Consider the following 18,752-nt stretch of genomic DNA (forward strand, 5'->3'; position numbering starts at 1 on the left):
GTCAGTCCCCATCCGCCAGCAGGCGGCCTTCGCTGAGCGTCAGCATGCGGTGATCCAGCTGGGCGATCAACGGCAGGTCGTGGCTGGCGATGATCACCGTCACGCCAACTCGGTTGAAGTCCTCGAACAGCCCCATGATTTCCGCCGACAGCTCCGGATCGAGGTTGCCGGTGGGCTCGTCGGCCAGCAGCAGCGCCGGCTTGTGCACCACCGCCCGGGCAATACCGACCCGCTGCTGCTCACCGCCGGACAGGGAAATCGGGTACATGTTCTCGCGCTTGAGCAGGCCGACCTTGTCCAGCGCCGCGCGTACCCGGCGGCCAATCTCGTCGCGCGGCGTGCCGTTGATGATCAGCGGCAGCGCCACATTGTCGAACACCGTACGGTCGAACAGCAGCTGGTGGTTCTGGAACACCACGCCGACCTGGCGACGCAGGTAGGGAATGTCATGGCTGCCCAGGTCGCGCAGGTTCTGCCCGCCAACATGCACGTGCCCGGAGGTCGGCCGCTCCATGCACATGATCAGCTTGAGCAGGGTACTCTTGCCCGCGCCGGAATGGCCGGTGATGAACACCATCTCCCCGGTGCGGATATGAAAGCTCAGACTGTCCAGGCCCTGATGGCCGTTGGGATAACGCTTGCTGACCTGATCGAAACGGATCATGGCGTCACTCGCGACCGAACAGGGCCTTGACGAACTCCGGCGCGGTGAACGGCCGCAGGTCGTCGATCTGCTCGCCGACGCCGATGAAGCGGATCGGCAGGCCGAACTGCTTGGCCAGGGCGAAGATCACCCCGCCCTTGGCGGTGCCGTCGAGCTTGGTCAGCACCAGGCCGGTCAGTCCCACCGCCTGGTCGAACAGCTTGGTCTGGCTGATGGCGTTCTGCCCGGTGCCGGCATCCAGTACCAGCAGCACCTCATGCGGTGCCTCGGCATCGAGCTTGGCCAGCACGCGCTTGACCTTCTTCAGCTCGTCCATGAGGTTGTCCTTGTTGTGCAGGCGGCCGGCGGTGTCGGCGATCAGCACGTCCGCGCCGCGGGACTTGGCTGCCTGCAGCGCGTCGAACACCACCGAGGCGGAGTCCGCGCCGGTGTGCTGGGCGATCACCGGAATGCTGTTGCGCTCGCCCCAGACCTGCAGCTGCTCCACCGCAGCGGCGCGGAAGGTGTCACCGGCGGCCAGCATCACCTGTTTGCCCTCGCCTTGCAGGCGCTTGGCCAGCTTGCCGATGGTGGTGGTCTTGCCGACGCCGTTGACGCCCACCACCAGGATCACATAGGGCTGTTTGCCGGCATCGACCTGCATCGGTTTGGCGACATGGCTCAGCAGGCTTTCCAGTTCGTTCTGCAGCGCGCGGTACAGCGCGTTGCGGTTGGACAGCTCGCGCCGGCGCACACGCTGCTGCAGCGACTCCATGATCAGGGTGGTGGCCTCGATGCCGACGTCGGCCATCAGCAGCCGGGTCTCCATCTCCTCCAGCAGTTCGTCGTCGATTTCCTTTTCGCCGAGGAACAGGTTGGCCATGCCCTCGCCGAGGTTGGCGCTGGTCTTCGACAGCCCCGCCCGCATGCGCGCAAAGAACCCCTTGGGCTCGGCCGCCTGCTGCGGTTCGGCTACCGGCGCCGGCGCCTCGCCGAGGCCGGAAAACAGCTCTTCAGCCGCCTGGCGGGCGGCCTGGTCGTGACTGGCCGGTGGCGTGGCCGGTTGCTCGGCAGGCACTGCAGAGGCGGCCTGCGGGGCGGCATCCTGTGGCTCTGGTGCCGGTGACGCTGGCGGCTGCTCGGCCGCCGGCTCATCGGCCTTGCGGCGCATCCAGCCGAACAGACCTTTCTTGCCGGCCTTGCCGTCGTCGTTACGCGCAGAGTCCTGTTCGGGGTGTTCTGGCTTGTCTTTGGAACCAAACATTGACGATCACTATCTGAGTCTGGCGCAGGCATTTGGCCTGCGCGTTGAGTCGGGTAGGGACGGGCCATTACTGGCCTATCCCCCCCTAAGAACCGTACGTGCGAGTTTCCTCGCATACGGCTCAAGCCTATGAAAGAGCCAGTCTACACTGACCCGGTTACGGTGACGAGCGGATGTCCCTTATTCCGCTGTGTCTCAGGGCTACTGAACCATGCCGGCTATGCAGCTGTGCATGGCAGTTGGGGTGAAGCACTGCGCGATTGTCCAGCGTGTCCGGCCCGCCATCCACACGTCTTACAATGTGGTGGTCGTGCCAACCTGTTTCCTTGCTGATCGCGTACCCGCACAAGGCGCACTTGCCTTGTTGCCTGATGAAAAGCCACAGAACCTGTTTCCGGTAACGCAGCTTGTGCTGCATCCGTTGGATTCTGAGCGCCTCCCACTTCAGCTCGTGCTCCGGGTCAAAGGGGTTGTACGCCCCAGGTAACCGTTTATGGCGCACGATTGCGGTACCAGCCAGCTGATAAAGCTGCCTGTATCCTGCTTCACCTTGTTCAGTCTTATAGGGTTTGGCAAACACCCAGTTCCGCCCACCTATGGAATGAAAGTACTTCTTTCTAATCCACATGGCAGACTTATTTGCATGCCGCCGTTTTGCCCACCTCCAGAGCCGCCAATGGATTAATGAATCCAGCGAACTGAAGGTTTCCTTTGCCACTACTGGAGAGTGATAGTTAGCCCACCCCCGCAGCATTGGATTTAACCGCCCAATGAGCGCTTCCTGCGTCAGCTCTCCGCTACTCCTGATTACCTCTCGTATCCGCCTGTAGAACGCTTGCACGTTTTTATCGGCGGGCTTGATCAGCAACTTCGAGTCCTTGCGATGTGATTTGAGCGAATATTTACGGAAATTCCACCCCAGAAAATCAAACCCATTTTCAATGTGTGTGACTTGCGTCTTTTCCGCTGATAACTCCACGCCTCGAACAGCAAGGAATGACTCTATCCACGGCTTGATGGTTTCCTCTAGCAACTCCTTGGAGCTGGCCAGTACCACGAAATCATCTGCGTAACGCACCACATTGACTTTGAGTTTGCTTCCCTTGGTTTTCCCGAACTGTTCACACAGGTGTGCTTTCAGCTCGGTTTCCAGTCCATTCAAGGTGGCATTAGCCAGGCAAGGTGAGATGATCCCACCTTGTGGCGTTCCATCTTCCGTTGCCATCAGTGTGTGCTGGTCAACCACCCCAGCCTTCAGCCATTTTCGTAGCATGGTCTTGTCCATCGGAATGGACTTGGTTAGCCAGTCATGACTGATTCTGTCAAAGAAGCTTTTGATGTCGGCATCCATAACCCACTGCGGGCCCGTTTTAGGGGACAGCAGGTGGAATAGTTCCACCATCGCATCAGCAGTAGAACGATCCGACCGGAAGCCATACGACTTCGGGTCACTGGTCGTTTCCACCACTGGTTCCAAGGCAAGCAAGTACAACGCCTGCATTGCGCGGTCCAGCATCGTGGGAATTCCCAGAGGACGCTTTTCCGCTTTTCCGGGCTTGGGTATCCATACACGCCGAAGCGGCATGGGCCTGTACCCGCGCGTTCTTGACAGTCTACTGACGGCCGTCCATTTGGCTTTGGGTGTACCCCATGTTTGCCCATCGACCCCCGGCGTCTTGCGACCCCGGTTTTCCGTCACCCGTTTCACAGCCCAACAGCGGCCGTGGAACGAACGAGTCAACATCCTTTGCAGCCTTCCTACTCTGCGCCAGTCGTTGTCCCGTGTAGCCTGAGCAATCTGTAGCTGCGTCTTCCTCACCGCTTGGTTGATGCGGCTCCAGTCCAGCTGGTGCCAACCTTGAGCGGTGGGGGACGCAGAGTCAGATGTTCCTTTATGACTTTTCATACTGTCCTCCAAGATACCCTGGACGGACTTACCCCTAATGGGGAGGTCCGTTCCCCATTGGGTCTTTCATTCAGGTTTTAGCAGATACTTCTGCCCTCATAAACCAGCAACAAGTGGGCCACCATTTCTGGCGTCGGTATGTTTCACCCGCTATTCGAACCATTACAGCCCGACATTTGCTTTTTGTTGCCTCCTCTTCCTCACACCCATGGGCCTTGCTTACGCTTGGCTTGCCAGTGCGACTGGCGGATGGTCAGGATTTCCACGTTCCCATCATCGAACCACTTCACCGTTTAGACTTTCTCTTTCCCCCGGCAGCTGTGTCGATGCCGTATTCCCTTAACCTACAGGAATAACCAGCTGCGTTGCCGTTTGGCTGGGGCCGATAGCTATCGTAGGCCCGTCGATAATGACGAGGGGTCTGTCGAGAATTTACATGCGTTAGTCATGCGGTTACTGCTGCTAGCCCTGTCCCTGCGTATAGCTCACAGGAAAATTCCTTCCTCGCGGATGGATTATCAAGACATTGTCAGAAGGGCTTCACACATACAGGTTGGCCCCGTATGCATGCCTTCCTAGCAGACCAGCAGGCATATGCTGGGTCGGATAACGATGCTGATGCTTCGTCCCGACATTTCGATGAAGAGCTTTGCGCTCTGGTATTGAGTTGCACCTGCGCTTCTCAGCGAGGGTAAGGCAGGCGCAACTGTCCCTAGGCAGGGGCAGTACGCCGCCCCTAGGGCACGTTTTTTTAGCTGCAACCAATTTGTTTCCAAATGTTGCAGTCACCACGTTTTGGTCAAATTTCAACCATAAAACGCGGATTTTACGGCATCTATGTGCCTAGAGATACAGCAGCTCCGCCACCGTACCCTTGTGCTTACTAGCAACTTCAATATGCTGTTTTTTCTTGTTTTTCAACAAGTTGACATCAAACAGGCCAGCTACCCTACGTCACGAGCGCGACACGTGTCGCACAGGTTGGGTTATCCTACCCCACTTCCGCTATCGACGGTATGACCCTCTAGCCACAGGACTCCAGATGCACATGGCGCGGCGCTCATTATTTTTCATTCTATTACTGCTGGTCGGCCTGACCAGCAGTGTCCAGGCCAACGACACCCGACAGCCAACCCACGAATTCACCCTGGACAATGGCCTCAAGGTCATCGTCCGCGAGGACCATCGCGCCCCCGTGGTGGTCTCTCAACTGTGGTACCGGGTCGGCAGCAGCTATGAGCCACCGGGCCGCACCGGACTGTCCCACGCCCTGGAGCACATGATGTTCAAGGGCAGCGAGCGCTTGGCGCCGGGCCAGGCCTCGCACCTGCTGAGCAGCCTCGGTGCCCAGGAAAACGCTTTCACCAGCCGCGACTACACCGCCTACTACCAGGTGCTCAGCCGGGATCAGTTGGCCATCGCCCTGGAGCTGGAAGCCGAACGCATGCACGGTCTGACCCTGCCCGAGGACGAGTTCCTGCGCGAGATGGAGGTGATCAAGGAGGAGCGCCGCCTGCGCGTGGACGACAACCCCAGCAGCCTGGCCTACGAGCGCTTCCTGACCTTGGCGCACATGGCCAGCCCCTACGCCCAGCCGGTGATCGGCTGGATGCATGACCTGGACCGCCTCAGCGTGGAGGATCTGCGCGAGTGGTATCGGCGTTATTACCAACCGAGCAATGCCATCCTGGTGGTGGTCGGCGATGTCCAGCTGGAGGCGGTGCGCAGCCTGGTCGAACGCTACTTCGGCCCGCTGGACAATACGCCCAGCCCTGCTGCCAGGGCGCCGCTGGAACTGCCCGCCGGTGGTGAACGCAGCCTGACCGTCAACCTGCCGGTGCAGATGCCCAGCCTGCTGCTCGGCTTCAACGTGCCCACCCTGAGTACCGCCGAACAGGCCTGGGAAGTACACGCCCTGCGCCTACTCGAAGCGGTGCTCGATGGCGGCTACAGCGCCCGCCTGGCCAGCCGCCTGGAGCGTGCCGATGCCGTGGCCACCGCCGCCTCGGCCAACTATGAAGGCTTCGCCCGCGGCGACAGCCTGTTCTTCCTCTCCGGGGTACCCAACCAGTCCCGTCAGGTCAGCCTCGAACAGCTGGAACAGGCACTCTGGGAGCAGATCGATGAGCTCAAACAGACGCCGCCAAGCCAGGAAGAACTCAACCGGGTGCAGGCGCAGATGACTGCGCAGCTGGTCTACGCCCAGGACAGCATCAGTCACCAGGCCAACCAGATCGGCATGCTGGAAAGCATCGGCCTGCCGTGGACCCTGCTGGATGAGGACATTGCCGCGCTGGAGGCGATCACCCCGGAGCAGATCAGCGAGGTCGCCCGGCGTTACCTGGTACCCGAGCGCCTGACCCGCGCGCATATTCTGCCTGTTGCCACCGAGGAGGAGCGCTGATGGCCGCTGCAACATCCAAACGGCGCTGGGCGCTGATTCTGCTGCTGTTGATCGCCCTGGTCGCAGCGCTGTTGCTGCTGCGCGAACCGGCACCAGAGGCACCACAGCCGGCACCCGAGCAGACCAGCCAGCCGGTCGCCGCGGCCGACCCCGAGGCGCAGCCCGATGCGGTAGAGGAACTGCTGCCCGAACTGGATTCGCTGCAGCACATCGACCTGCAGCAACCGCCGGCCCGGCGCAACCTGGACCTGCAGCACTGGACCACCAGCCAGGGCACGCGGGTCTACTTCATGCCCGCCGAGGAGCTCCCGATGCTCGACGTGCAACTGCTGTTCGCTGCCGGCGCCAGCCGCGACGGCGAGCTGCCGGGGCTGGCGACCATGACCAACGCCATGCTCAACGAGGGCAGCGGCAACAAGGACGCCGGTGCCATCGCCGCCGGCTTCGAGCGGCTGGGTGCCGAGTTTTCCAACAGCTCGCACCGGGACATGGCACTGGCCGGCCTGCGCAGCCTGACCGCCGCGGACAAGCTCGACCCAGCACTGGCGCTGTTCGCCGAGGTCATCGCCCGCCCGAGCTTCCCCGCGGATGCCTTCGAGCGCCTGCGCAACCAGCTGCTGGCCAGCCTGCAGTTCCGCCTGCAGCGCCCTTCGGCACTGGCCAGCGAGGCCTTCTGGGCTGACCTGTATGCGCAGCACCCCTATGGCAGCCTGCCCGAAGGCACCGCCGAGAGCCTGGCCGAACTGAATCCCGACACGCTGCGTCAGTTCCACCAGCAGTACTACAGCGCCGGCAACGCGGTGATCGCGCTGGTCGGCGCCATCGACCGCGAGCGCGCCGAGCGCATTGCCCAGCGGCTGGCCGATGCCCTGCCCCAGGGTCCGGCCGCCGCCCCCATCGGCGAGCCGCTGCCGATTGCCTCCAGCCACCGGCATATCGACTTCAACGGCCAGCAGACCCATATCCTGGTCGGCCAGCATGGCATCAGCCGGCACGACCCGGACTATGCGGCGCTGTACGTCGGCAACCAGATTCTCGGCGGCTCGGGCTTCGGCTCACGGCTGATGCAGGAAATCCGCGAGAGCCGCGGCCTGTCCTACTCGGTCAGCAGCCGGCTGGTACCGATGCAGGCCACCGGCCCGGTGATGGTCAGCATGCAGACCCGTGCCGACCAGGTGGACCTGGCGCTGTCGGTAATCCACCAGAGCCTCGACGAATTCATCAGCGAAGGGCCGACCGAGGCCGAACTGCTGCGCACCAAGCGACAGATCAATGGCGAGTTCCCGCTGAGTACCGCCAACAATGCCGCCATCGTCGCCCAGCTCGGGGTGATCGGTTTCTACGGCCTGCCGCTGAATCACCTGCAGCTGTTCCTCGACCAGGTGCAGGCACTGACCACCGAGGATATCCGCGACGCCTTCGCCCGGCACTTCCACCCCGACCGGCGGCTGGTCATCACCGTCGGTCCGGCGCTGGTCATCCAGCAGGACCCGGAGGATCTGCCGAGCCAGGGTGAGGCACCGGCGCCACTGGATGCCGACCCGGCCCTCGCGGAGCCGCAGGCATGAAGCAAACCAAAGCCCGCCAGAGCCAGCTGCGCATCATCGCCGGCGAGTGGCGCAGCCGTCGTTTCAGCTTCACCGAGCAACCCGGGCTGCGGCCCACCCCCGACCGGGTCCGGGAGACGCTGTTCAACTGGCTGAGCGGGGATATCGAAGGAGCACACTGCCTCGACCCGTTCGCCGGCAGCGGCGCCCTGACCCTGGAAGCCCTGTCCCGCGGCGCCGCCCGGGTACTGGCCTGCGACCTGAGCCGCGAGGTGGTGGCAACGCTGCGCGGCCATCTGCAGACCCTGCACTGCGAGCGTGGCGAAGTACGTCAACAGGATGCCCTGGGCCTGCTGGCCGGCACGCCGGAGGCGCCCTTCGATGTGGTGTTTATCGACCCGCCCTTTCACCAGGACCTGCTGATCCCGGCCTGCACCGCGCTGGAAGCCAACGGCTGGCTGAGCGCCAACGCCCTCATCTACACCGAAAGCGAAACCGCACCGGAGCGCCTGAGCTGGCCAGCGAACTGGCAGCTGCATCGGAACAAGAAAGCCGGGCAGGTCTGGTACAGCCTGTGGCAGCGACAGCAACCTACCCGGGTGTAGCGCCTGGGGGTGTAGCCCCCCGGTCCGCGTTCGGGCGCTACGCCTGCGGCCTCGCGGCCAACTCACCCCTGTCGTCGCGCAGGCGCGCGACAACCCGAAAGCTGCCCCCCCGGCCCCGACAGCCTGCCGGGCAGGCTTTGATGCGGTTTTCCGTTTTGCCGCGACGGGGTCATTACGCTACCATCTGCCCTCCGGTACCCACAGGCAGGACTGAAGCCAATGAATACTGTTCTCTATCCCGGCACCTTCGACCCCATTACCATGGGTCACACGGACCTGGTCGGGCGCGCTGCCAAGCTGTTCGATCGGGTGGTGGTGGCCGTAGCCGCCAGCCCAAAGAAGAACCCGGCCTTTACGCTCGAACAGCGCGTGGAGCTGGCGCGCGAGGTGCTGAAACAGTACCCGAACGTCGAAGTGGTGGGCTTTTCCACCCTGCTGGCGCACTTTGCCGCGGACGTTGGCGCCAATGTGCTGTTGCGCGGCCTGCGCGCGGTATCGGACTTCGAGTACGAATTCCAGCTGGCCAACATGAATCGCCAGTTGGCGCCCGAAGTGGAAAGCCTGTTCCTCACGCCGTCGGAGAAGTATTCTTACATCTCGTCCACGCTGGTCCGCGAAATCGCTTCCCTGGGTGGCGATGTCAGCAAATTCGTTCATCCGGTGGTACATGAAGCCCTGCTCAAGCGCTTCAACGGCTGAACAGCTTCCCGGAGTGACCCAATGGCCCTGATCATTACCGACGACTGCATCAACTGCGACGTCTGCGAGCCGGAATGCCCCAACGGGGCCATTTCCCAGGGCGAGGAAATCTATGTCATCGACCCCAACCTGTGCACCGAGTGCGTCGGCCATTTCGACGAACCCCAGTGCCAGCAGGTGTGCCCGGTCGACTGCATTCCGCTTGACCCCGGGCATGTCGAAACCAGGGAGCAGCTGATGGACAAGTATCAGTTGCTCACCAGCAGCAAATGAGTATGTTGATGCGCCTGCCAATCCTGCTGGCGCTGCTGCTGAGCCTGACAGCCCACGCCGCTTCAGCGCCCGATCAGCAGGCCGTTGCCAGTGCTCACCCGGTCGCTACCGCCGCCGGCCATCAGATTCTCGATCAGGGCGGCAACGCCTTCGACGCCGCCATCGCCGTGGCGGCCACCCTGGCGGTGGTCGAGCCCTACGGCTCGGGCATCGGTGGTGGCGGCTTCTTCCTGTTGCGCCAGCCCGGCGACAGCGAACCCCGCTACCGCTTCATCGACGCCCGGGAAACCGCTCCGCTGGCCGCTCATCGCGACATGTACCTGGACGATGCCGAGCAGCTGCAGCGGGTAATCAACGGCCCGCTGGCGGCGGCCATTCCCGGCCTGCCCGCGGCGCTGGTGCACCTGGCGGACAACTACGGTAGCCTGCCGCTGAGCCAGAGCCTGGCCCCGGCCATTGCCGCCGCCGAACAGGGCTTCGCCGTCGGCGAGAGCTACCGCATGCTGGTGGGCTTTCGCCTGTCGGCCATGCAGCAGGACCCGGAGACCGCACGCATCTTCCTCGATCAGGATCAGGCCCCCGCGCCCGGCAGCCTGGTCCACCAGCCGGAGCTGGCCGCCACCCTGCGCGCCCTGGCGGCACAGGGGTTCGACGGCTTCTATCGCGGCCCGGTCGCCGAACGCCTGATCGATGGGGTGCGCGCCGCGGGTGGCATCTGGCAGGCCGCCGACCTGGCGAACTACCGGGTCATTGAGCGTGAGCCGATCCGCTTCAGCAGCCGCGGCTTCGAGGTCATCAGCGCGCCACCGCCCTCGGCTGGCGGCATCGCTCTGGCCGGTATTCTCCAGGGTCTGGAGCAGTTGCCCCGCGCCACGCCGGGTTCGCTGCAATGGACCCACCAGTTGGTCGAGCTGATGCGCCGCAGCTATCGCGACCGTGCCACCCTGCTGGGTGACAGCGACTTCGTCGAGGTGCCCACGGCGCGGCTGATCTCCCGCGAGCATGCGCGCCAGCTGGCCGCCGGCATCGACCCCGAGCGCGCCACACCGAGCCTCGAACTGGGGCCGGCGCAGCCGTTCCATGAGGGTACCAATACCACGCACTTCTCGCTGATCGACCGCCAGGGCAACGCGGTGGCCGCCACCCTCAGCATCAACCTGCCATTCGGCGCGGCCTTCACCGTGCCGGGCACCGGCGTGCTGCTGAACAACGAAATGGACGACTTCGCCGCCGATCCCTCCGGCAGGAACAGCTATGGCCTTGCCGGCAGCGAGGCCAACGCCATCGCGCCGGGCAAGCGCCCGCTGTCGAGCATGACACCGACCATGCTGGAGAACGCCGAGCAACTGGCGGTACTCGGTACCCCCGGCGGTAGCCGCATCATCAGCATGGTCCTGCTCGGCACGCTGCAGGCCATGGATGGGCGCCCGGTAGACGAGTGGGTCAGTCGCCCGCGCTTCCACCACCAGTACCTGCCCGACCACATCCAGGTCGAGGACAGCACATTCGATAGCCGGCAACAGGCAGCGCTGGAAGCCCTGGGCCACCGCATCAAGCCGGTCGGCCGGGATTATGGCGACATGCAGGTGTTGCTATGGGACAAGCGCAAAGGCGAACTCAGCGCCGCCAGCGATCCCCGGGGTGAGGGTCAGGCCAGCGTCCGCCACCCAGCCCCAACTGCACAATAATCCATCCCCTCACTGGGCCAGCCCCTGCCACCCTTGCCGTCCCAAACCTCGTCATCCTTCCCAAGCCCCGTCATCCTTCCCACACCTCGTCATCCTTCGCGCAGGCGAAGGATCCACCGGCAACTCCGAGCCTGCCGGCACCATGGATCCTTCGCCTGCGCGAAGGATGACGGGGAAGAAAGATGACGGAGCAGAAGGTGACAAAGCCCCCGTCCAGGTCAGGTCAGGCCAGACTGACCGCCTGTTCCAGGCGCTGGGCCTCATCCGCCGATACCCGCTGTGCCAGCCCGAGATGCCCGCGCCGCAGGTGTCGGCGCACGCGCAGCATGTAGTGCAGGTCATTGAGCAGCGAGGTGGCCTGCCAGCCATCCAGCTCGCGGTTGCGCAGATGCTGTTGCAGGTCACGCTGGAAGGCCTCGGCGAATAGCCGGTCCTGCGCCTCACCGTGCTCCAGCCATTGCTCCCGGTCCGGGGCGTCACCGGCCACTTCCAGCCAGTGACGCAATTCCAGCAGCGACAGCCCGCCCTGTTCCCGCAGCCGGGTGTATGTCTCACGGATCAGCGGCTGGCTGCTGTCGATCTGCTGGCGCAGGTTGCTCTGCAGGTGCTTGGCCGCCTTGACCGCACTGACCAGATCCCGCGCGGCGGTGGTGGCGTTGAGCAGCGCCTGCTGCTGCTCCGGCAACAGCGAGACGTCGATATGCGAGAGGAAGTCGACGATATCGGCATACACGCCCTTGATGTGACGCTCATACAGGGCATCGGCATCCTCGCGCATGGCCAGCGGCACCGGCTGGCGTACCTGCTCATGCAGCTCGGCGGGTGTCAGCTCGGCCAGTCTCGAGGGCAGGTACAGCGCCGCCCCGACCACCTGCCGGCTCAACTGCGCCAGATGCTGCAACTCCTGGTCCAGCACCTTGAGCGCGGTATCGGCGTGCAGCAGCGCCGAATCGTTGATGTACAGTGCCCGGGTACGCGGCTGCTCGCTGAGCATGCCGCCACCTTCGGGCAGCGGTTCGCTGTCGGGCAGCCAGCGCTCCAGCGCGCGGACCAGCAGGAAACTCCAGGGCAGCACCAGCGCCAGGCCGAAGACGTTGTACAGCGTATGGAAGATCGCCAGCTTGAGCATGTGCGCATCCGGCGCCAGCCCGCCCAGCTCGGCCAGCCATTCCACCGCCGCCATCAACTGGTGCAGCAGCAGCAGCGCGGCACCGGCGGTGACCAGGTTGAAGATCAGATGGGTGGCGGCAATCCGTCGCCCCGCATTATTGCTGCCGATGGCGGCGAACAGCGTCGGGGCGATGGAGCCCAGGTTGGCGCCGATCACCAGCGCCAGGGCGTTGTCGTATTGCAACTGGCCGGCCGCCAGCGCCGCCAGAACCAGCACCAGAGTGGCATGGCTGGATTGCATGATCACCGTCGCCACGGTGCCGATCAGCACGAACAGCAGCACCCCGGCCCAGCCCCCAACCGCGTGCTGGCCCGGCTCGAACGCCCCGGTGCCAAAGCTGCTGAAGCCGGTTTTCATCAGATCGATGCCAAGAAAGACCAGGCCAATGCCCAGCAGTGCCAGCCCCGTACCGCGCTCGCGGCTGCTGTCACGCCGCGCCAGAAACACTCCGAACGCCAGCATCGGCATCGACAACTGCGCCATGTCCAGCTTGAGACCGGCCAGCGCGATCAGCCAGGCGCCGGAGGTGGTGCCGAGGTTGGCCCCCAGCACCAGACCTACCCCGCCCAGGGTATTGATCAGGCCGGCACTGAGAAAAGCCACACTCAGCAGGGTGACCAGGGCGCTGGACTGCACCAGCGCCGTACCCACCACCCCAACCGCCAGGCTGCGCCACAGGCCACTGGTGCTCCACTTCAACCAGCGCTCCAGGGCACCACCGGAGAAGGCCCGGAAGCCCTCTTCCAGCCGCCCGATACCCAGCACGAACAGCGCCACGCCGGCCGCCAGCGTGGCCAGTTGCGCGCTCCATATCATCAAGCCGAGCAGTACCAGCAGCAGGCCCGGCAACCAGGCCCGCTCGACTATCTTTCGCATAAGCCCCGACTACCCGACAGACAGGCCCCGGTCGCCGCTTCCTGCGGTACCGATATCGCCTCGCTCAGAGATTCTCGTCGCGCTGCTTGCGACCGTAACCGCTCTTGGTGCAACCCAGACAACGCATGAAGGTTTCCTTGCCCGGACGCACCACCAGTTCCTGGCCCGCCTCGGCGGTATTGCCGGCCAGCGCGGTGAACGGCAGGCTGATGACGAAGGCCGCGGCACCCACGGCGGTGATCGCCGCGCCGATCGGCCGGGCGATGACCAGATCACCGACCATGGCGAAGATGCCGGGGTTCTCGACGTGTTCCTGATAACCGAAGTTGGCCTCGGTGGCCATGACGCTGCCGGCCAGCAGCAGACCGGCGGACAGGGCAGTGAAGTGACGTAGCAGGCGCATATGTGTAATCCCTGATGGTGAGCCCGATGGAGCATCGTTTATTGTTCAGCGCACCCCTTCCCGGAGTGCACTCAATGGCCATTGTAGGCGCATTCACGCTATTAGGAAACGCGACGCGGGCAAAGCGCTACCAGACGCACATTTTCTCAGCCGGCCTCGCCTAGCCACTCGCACAGCTCCGCCAGCGACATTGGCGAGGCGTACCAGCAACCCTGCCCCAGCGTGCAACCCAGCTCCTGCAGGCACGCCATCTGCGCCACGCTATCGGTGCCCTGCGCCAGGGTGCGCACGTCCAGCGCCGCAGCCATGTCCAGCACAGCGCGAATGATCGCTCTATCAGTGATGCTGTCGGGCAGATCCGCCGTGAACATACGGTCGATCTTCAGGATGCTGGCGGGCAGCTCCTTCAGACGGGCAAGAGAGACATGTCCGGAACCAAAGTTGCCCACCCCCAGACTGATACCGGCCTCGGCCAGCGTCAGCAGGTTCTGCCGCGCCGGTGCGCTGGTGTCCATGACACTTTCCTCGATGACCTCCAGCTCCAGATGACGGGGAGCCAGGCCATGCTCCTCGAGCAGGCCCTGCACCATTGCCGCGAACCCCGGCACCCGGAGCAGAGCCGGGCCGATGCGTACGGCCACCCGCGCGTCCAGCAGCCCATCGGCCATGAGCAGGGCCTTGTCCCGACAAGCCTGCTGCAAGGCCCAGCGTTCGATACCGGACGCCAGCCCATGCGCCCGGGCCGCAGACATGAACTGCTCGGGCATTACCAGGCCCTGCTCGGAGCGCCAGCGCAGCATGGCCTGAAGACCGGCAGGTTGCAGGCTGTGCATATCGAATTGCAACTGGTAGTGCAGTTCCAGCTGCCCGCGCGCCACGGCCTGGCGCAATCCAGCCAGTTGCCGAGAGGCCATGGCACTGCGCTCGCGCAGCGCTTCGCTGAACATGCCGACCCGGTCACCGCCGTCCAGCTTGGCCTGGTACATGGCGATATCCGCCTCATCCAGCAGGTCCTCCGCGCTCTGCTGCTCGGTCAGCAGGCTGATACCAATACTGGCGGTGACCTGCACCGACAGGCCCCTCAAGCTGAATGGCTGCTGCAGGCTGTCAACCAGGCGAGCCCCGAGCCTCTGCGCCAATACCGGATCATTGTCCAGGTGGGCCAGCACCACGAACTCGTCACCGCCGAGCCTGCCCAGCAGATCGAGATCACGCAGCCGGCAGCGCAGGCGCTCGGCCACCCGTTTGAGCAGCAGATCCCCCAGCCGGTGGCCGTACCGGTCATTCACCGCCTTGAACCCATCCAGGTCGATGAACAGCACGGCCAGACAACGCCCCGCAGCACGGCACTGCTGCAGTGCCTGCGTCAGACGGCGCAGGAAATGTTCACGATTGGGGCAGCCGGTCAGGCTGTCATGGGAGGCGAGGAAGGTGATGCGCTCGGTGTGCCGGCGCTGTTCGGTAACGTCATGGCAGGTAATCGCCAGCATTTCCCGTCCCTGCCACATGAGGCTGCCGACGCCCAGGCGCAGGGCACGTTCTTCACCGTCGCGGCACAGTCCCGTCACCTCCCGCCGTACGGACTGCGCGGCAAGCCAGGGGCTCTCCTGGCCCGAGGGCGCGGGCAGTCTCATCAAGAGCGAGACAGGCTGATTCAGCGCCTGATCAGCGCCATAGCGGAACAGCTCGAGAGCGGCCCGGCTGGCCGAGCGGATGATCCCCCGCTCATCGATAACCAGCACGCCATCGGCCAGGGCATCGAACAGGATCGCCAGGAACTCGGAGTCCCGGTCTGCCCGCAACAGATCGGCCACCCCCGCCCCCGTTTCCAGCCTGTCTCCCGGCTCTCTCACCGCAGACTCCTCATCCCCGCCATGACCAGCCAGGAAATACAGCCCACCCGATACCGGGCGGGGCATGGCCATCATCCAATTAAAACTCGCCGCGGCTGCAACGATTCGCTGCTCACCTCATCAAAGCCTCAGCAGGAGCGAGGTATCTGTCCGATGAACCAGGCTCGCTTCCCCATTGTTCCAGCCTGCCGACAGCGAAAGCCATCCGAATGGTAGCACGAGAGCATTAACCATAAATCACGTAAAAAACGTAACCAAAGGCATTTCTCCTGTTACGCCGCCTCCCACCGATAGCCTGTAGTGTTTCCTGCATGGAAAATACCCGCCAACAATTCGCCAAACGCCTGCAACAGGCCATGCAGCATGCCGGCTATCCAGCCAAGCCGGCGGTGCTGGAACGCGAATTCAATCTGCGCTATCTCGGCAAGCCGATGACGCTGCACGGTGTGCGGCGCTGGCTGAAAGGCGAAACCCTGCCCAGCGAGGACAAGTTGCTGGTGCTGGCCCGCTGGCTGAAGGTCGATCCACGCACGCTGCGCTTCGGTGAGCCGGGCAGCCATGAAGTACGCGAGCGGCAGTTGCCCTATCCCGACATTCCCCATCGGGAACGGGAAGTCATTGAGATGTTCCTGGAACTGTCACCCTCCCGGCGCCAGGTGATCAGCGATGTGATCATGACCTTCGCCCTGGCCGAGCAGGCGCAGCTCGGCACCGTGCCGGTAAAGTCCGCCAGCGAAGGCAGCAGCACCGCCGAGCCGGACCCGACTCAGCTCTGACAGCGGCGACAATACACCGAGCTGCGCTGCCCCAGCCGGCATTCGGACAGGGTAGTACCGCAGATCTTGCACAACTGCCCGGCCCGACCATAGACGAACAGCTCCTGCTGGAAATAGCCCGGCTTGCCATCGCCACCGATGAAGTCGCGCAGCGTGGTACCGCCGCTGTCGATAGCCCGCGCCAGCACTTTCTTGATCTCGTCGGCCAGCTCCAGATAACGGGCACGGCTGATGCGCCCGGCGTCGCGGCGCGGATCGATGCCGGCGGCAAACAGTGCTTCGGTCGCGTAGATATTGCCCACCCCGACCACCACCGCGTTATCCATGATGAACGGCTTGACCGCCATGCTGCGCTTACGTGACAGCTGGTACAGGCGCTCGCCGTTGAAGTCATCCGATAGCGGTTCAGGCCCCAGTTTGCTGAGCAACGGATGCTGCTCCCCGGCACGCTGCCAGAGCATGGCGCCGAACCGGCGCGGGTCGGTGTAGCGCAGGGTCATGCCCGAATCCAGCTCGATATCCACATGCTCATGCTTGAATACCGGCGTCCCGGCCGGCACCAGGCGCAGACTGCCGGACATGCCCAGGTGGCTGATCAGGGTGCCGCCGCCAATATCCATCAGCAGGTACTTGGCGCGGCGGCGGATGGCGGTGAAGGTCTGGTTCTCGATCTGGATCGCCAGATCCTCGGGGATCGGCCAGCGCAGGCGCGGATCACGGACGATCAGCCGGGTTACGCGGTGCCCCTCCAGGTGAGGGGCGATACCGCGGCGGGTGGTTTCGACTTCGGGTAGTTCGGGCATGGATCTGTTATGCGTGCAGCCAATGGACCACGAACAATAGCAGCAACAGCAGCGGCAGTGCACTGATGACGAAGCGGCCGTTCCAGCCGAACGCCACCCGCAGCGGCTTCTCGCCGCTGAAGCGCGCCAGGATCAGCGTCGACGGGCCGAATGGCGAAAAGATCATGGCGATCGAGAAACCGCACATCAGCCCCAGCGCCGGAGTCATGATCGGCACACCCAGCCGCGCCAGCTCGGCCAGCAGGCCGACCAGCAATGACAGCGAGACGATGGGCGCCACCCCGGCCATGGCCAGCAGGATGATGCCGAACAGGCTGGCCACCGCCAGCAGCATGTTGTACTTCGGCTCCTGCGCCAGCCAGGCCGCCAGTTCCTCCAGCGGCGCGATGGCGCCGAGCACGCCGCCCATCAAGGCGGCGCAGCCGAAGATGAACATCTCGTTGTGCATGCTCACCAGGTTGTCGGTCACCTGGTTCAGCACTTCGCGCGGCGAGCGCTCACGCCACAGCAGGTAGGCAATGATGCCCAACGGCACCAGGATCATCGCCGCCTGGGATGGCGTCAGCACGGTCAGCCAGGCCAGCACGCCGATCGCGGCCAGGCCAAGCAGGCTGCCGAGCAGTAACTGGCCCATGCCGGTAGCGCGACTGTTGTCCCCGATGCTTTCGCGCAGGGCCAGCAGGCCGCGGGTTTCCCGCCGCCAGCCGACCACCACCAGCAGCACGGTGGCCACCAGTCCATAGGGAAACATCACCGCCCAGGACAGCTCGGGCATTTCCCGGCTGATCATGGCGATGGTGATGCTGGTCGGTGCAATCAGCGGTACCAGCGCAAAGCCGCGCAGCGTGGTGACCATCACCGCGCGCATGCCGGCGCGGCGTTGCGCGTCGTCCAGCGCATACTGCTGCAGATGCTGGCTGAGGGTGCCACACAGCAGGCTCATCATGCCGAAGTTGAGAATCGAGCCGATGCTGCCGGCGGTCAGCACATAGCGCGGATACAGCCACAATGCCGGCCCGGCGAGCAGCGCCTTGTGCATTTCCCGCAGGTGCGGCAGGTGCCGGGCCAGCAGTTGCATCAGCCCCAGGGCACCGAGAAAACTGGTGTAGTAGGCCGCCGAGCCGGCCAACCGGCCCCACAGCGCCGGGTCGGACTGCCCCAATACCGCCAGCGCCAGCAACATGCCCAGGGTGAGCAGGCCCAGCATACGCGGATAGGGCAGCAGCCGGGTGAAATGCAGCAGGAAATAACCAGCCAGCGCCGCCGCCGCAAACCAGCTCAACTGTTGCCATTGGCCGGCCAGGGCGATCAGCTCCAGGCCGACGCCCAATGGCAGCAGCAGTTTACTCACGGCAGGTCTCTGCGCAATGCACCTTTTTTGAATACCCCTTCGCCAAAGGCGATCAGGGTATCGTTCTCGTCGAGCAGGTCGCAGCTGGCCATGAAGACCTTGTGGCCGGCCTTGCGGCAGGTGGCGACGGCGCGCAGGCGGGCACCGTCGCTGGCGACGCTGCTGAAGTTGACGTTCAGCGACAGGGTAATGGCGACCCGCCGCTGGTCGGGATCTTCCGCGTAGGTACCGCACAGGCCCATGGCCACATCCAGCAGGGTCGCGGTAACGCCACCATGCAGGTTGCTGGCGTTGTTCAGGTGGCGCGGCTCCAGGGTCAGGCCGATCACCGCACGACCGGGGCCGAATTCCAGCAGTTCACCACCGATATCCTGGAAAAAACCGGTTACCGTGCGTTGTACGGCCAGATTATGATCTTCACTCATGAATGCTGTTCTCTAGGGCTCTTATCGACGGGCAGGCAGTATGCCATGGGCCAGACCGGGCGTAA

Annotated in this window: 16 protein-coding genes; 7 read left to right on the top strand and 9 right to left on the bottom strand. The window is 64.1% G+C overall.

Annotation, left to right across the window (positions count from 1 at the left end):
- Position 1: 1 nt before the first annotated feature.
- The 3 genes from ftsE to ltrA form a co-directional block, all read right to left on the bottom strand.
- The gene (ftsE, locus tag H6X51_RS11125; RefSeq protein ID WP_185267596.1) at positions 2-664 is read right to left on the bottom strand and encodes a cell division ATP-binding protein FtsE; all 663 of its coding nucleotides are present in this window, start codon (positions 662-664) and stop codon (positions 2-4) included.
- Between the two features lie 4 nt (positions 665-668).
- A complete protein-coding gene (ftsY, locus tag H6X51_RS11130) occupies positions 669-1,907 on the bottom strand; it encodes a signal recognition particle-docking protein FtsY (RefSeq protein ID WP_185267597.1) in 1,239 nt (412 codons plus the stop codon).
- Positions 1,908-2,064: 157 nt separating this feature from the next.
- Complete coding sequence (gene ltrA, locus H6X51_RS11135; protein ID WP_185267598.1) at positions 2,065-3,813, bottom strand: group II intron reverse transcriptase/maturase; 1,749 nt, start codon at positions 3,811-3,813, stop codon at positions 2,065-2,067.
- A gap of 1,042 nt (positions 3,814-4,855) precedes the next feature.
- Here ltrA and H6X51_RS11140 point away from each other — a divergent pair.
- From H6X51_RS11140 to ggt, 6 genes are all read left to right on the top strand, one after another.
- Complete coding sequence (locus H6X51_RS11140) at positions 4,856-6,217, top strand: M16 family metallopeptidase (protein ID WP_185267599.1); 1,362 nt, start codon at positions 4,856-4,858, stop codon at positions 6,215-6,217.
- Complete coding sequence (locus tag H6X51_RS11145) at positions 6,217-7,785, top strand: M16 family metallopeptidase (RefSeq protein ID WP_185267600.1); 1,569 nt, start codon at positions 6,217-6,219, stop codon at positions 7,783-7,785. Before H6X51_RS11140 ends, H6X51_RS11145 begins: the two co-directional genes overlap by 1 nt.
- On the top strand, positions 7,782-8,369 hold the full coding sequence (rsmD, locus tag H6X51_RS11150; protein ID WP_185267601.1) for a 16S rRNA (guanine(966)-N(2))-methyltransferase RsmD: 588 nt from the start codon (positions 7,782-7,784) through the stop codon (positions 8,367-8,369). Before H6X51_RS11145 ends, rsmD begins: the two co-directional genes overlap by 4 nt.
- Before the next feature lie 219 nt (positions 8,370-8,588).
- Positions 8,589-9,068 (top strand): pantetheine-phosphate adenylyltransferase, encoded by a 480-nt coding sequence (gene coaD, locus H6X51_RS11155; protein WP_185267602.1) that lies wholly within the window; start codon positions 8,589-8,591, stop codon positions 9,066-9,068.
- 21 nt (positions 9,069-9,089) lie between these two features.
- Positions 9,090-9,341: a YfhL family 4Fe-4S dicluster ferredoxin gene (locus tag H6X51_RS11160; protein ID WP_185267603.1), complete on the top strand. Its 252-nt coding sequence runs from the start codon at positions 9,090-9,092 to the stop codon at positions 9,339-9,341.
- A gap of 2 nt (positions 9,342-9,343) precedes the next feature.
- Positions 9,344-11,029 carry a gamma-glutamyltransferase gene (gene ggt, locus H6X51_RS11165; RefSeq protein WP_235991316.1) on the top strand — a complete coding sequence of 562 codons (1,686 nt, stop codon included), beginning with the start codon at positions 9,344-9,346 and terminating at the stop codon, positions 11,027-11,029.
- Between the two features lie 223 nt (positions 11,030-11,252).
- Here the strand turns inward: ggt and H6X51_RS11170 are convergent, their stop codons facing one another.
- From H6X51_RS11170 to H6X51_RS11180, 3 genes are all read right to left on the bottom strand, one after another.
- A complete protein-coding gene (locus H6X51_RS11170) occupies positions 11,253-13,076 on the bottom strand; it encodes a Na/Pi cotransporter family protein (RefSeq protein WP_185267604.1) in 1,824 nt (607 codons plus the stop codon).
- Between the two features lie 64 nt (positions 13,077-13,140).
- Positions 13,141-13,419, bottom strand: a complete 279-nt coding sequence (locus H6X51_RS11175) for a hypothetical protein (RefSeq protein WP_235991317.1) — start codon at positions 13,417-13,419, stop codon at positions 13,141-13,143.
- Between the two features lie 206 nt (positions 13,420-13,625).
- Positions 13,626-15,398 carry a putative bifunctional diguanylate cyclase/phosphodiesterase gene (locus H6X51_RS11180; RefSeq protein ID WP_185267606.1) on the bottom strand — a complete coding sequence of 591 codons (1,773 nt, stop codon included), beginning with the start codon at positions 15,396-15,398 and terminating at the stop codon, positions 13,626-13,628.
- Between the two features lie 245 nt (positions 15,399-15,643).
- On the opposite strand from H6X51_RS11180, the gene H6X51_RS11185 reads away from it, so the two are divergent.
- Positions 15,644-16,108: a transcriptional regulator gene (locus tag H6X51_RS11185; RefSeq protein WP_221627320.1), complete on the top strand. Its 465-nt coding sequence runs from the start codon at positions 15,644-15,646 to the stop codon at positions 16,106-16,108.
- On the opposite strand, the gene mutM is transcribed toward H6X51_RS11185, so the two are convergent.
- The 3 genes from mutM to H6X51_RS11200 are packed head-to-tail and all read right to left on the bottom strand — an operon-like array spanning position 16,099 to position 18,687.
- Positions 16,099-16,911 (bottom strand): bifunctional DNA-formamidopyrimidine glycosylase/DNA-(apurinic or apyrimidinic site) lyase, encoded by an 813-nt coding sequence (mutM, locus tag H6X51_RS11190; protein ID WP_185267607.1) that lies wholly within the window; start codon positions 16,909-16,911, stop codon positions 16,099-16,101. The two genes, H6X51_RS11185 and mutM, sit on opposite strands and share 10 nt — an antisense overlap.
- 7 nt (positions 16,912-16,918) lie before the next feature.
- Positions 16,919-18,262, bottom strand: coding sequence for a hypothetical protein (locus H6X51_RS11195; protein ID WP_185267608.1), 1,344 nt, complete (start codon positions 18,260-18,262; stop codon positions 16,919-16,921).
- Positions 18,259-18,687: a PaaI family thioesterase gene (locus H6X51_RS11200; RefSeq protein WP_185267609.1), complete on the bottom strand. Its 429-nt coding sequence runs from the start codon at positions 18,685-18,687 to the stop codon at positions 18,259-18,261. The genes H6X51_RS11195 and H6X51_RS11200 overlap by 4 nt, the downstream gene beginning before the upstream one ends.
- Between the last annotated feature and the right edge of the window lie 65 nt (positions 18,688-18,752).

Source organism: Halopseudomonas xiamenensis (assembly GCF_014219065.1).
GTDB classification, from domain to species: domain Bacteria; phylum Pseudomonadota; class Gammaproteobacteria; order Pseudomonadales; family Pseudomonadaceae; genus Halopseudomonas; species Halopseudomonas xiamenensis.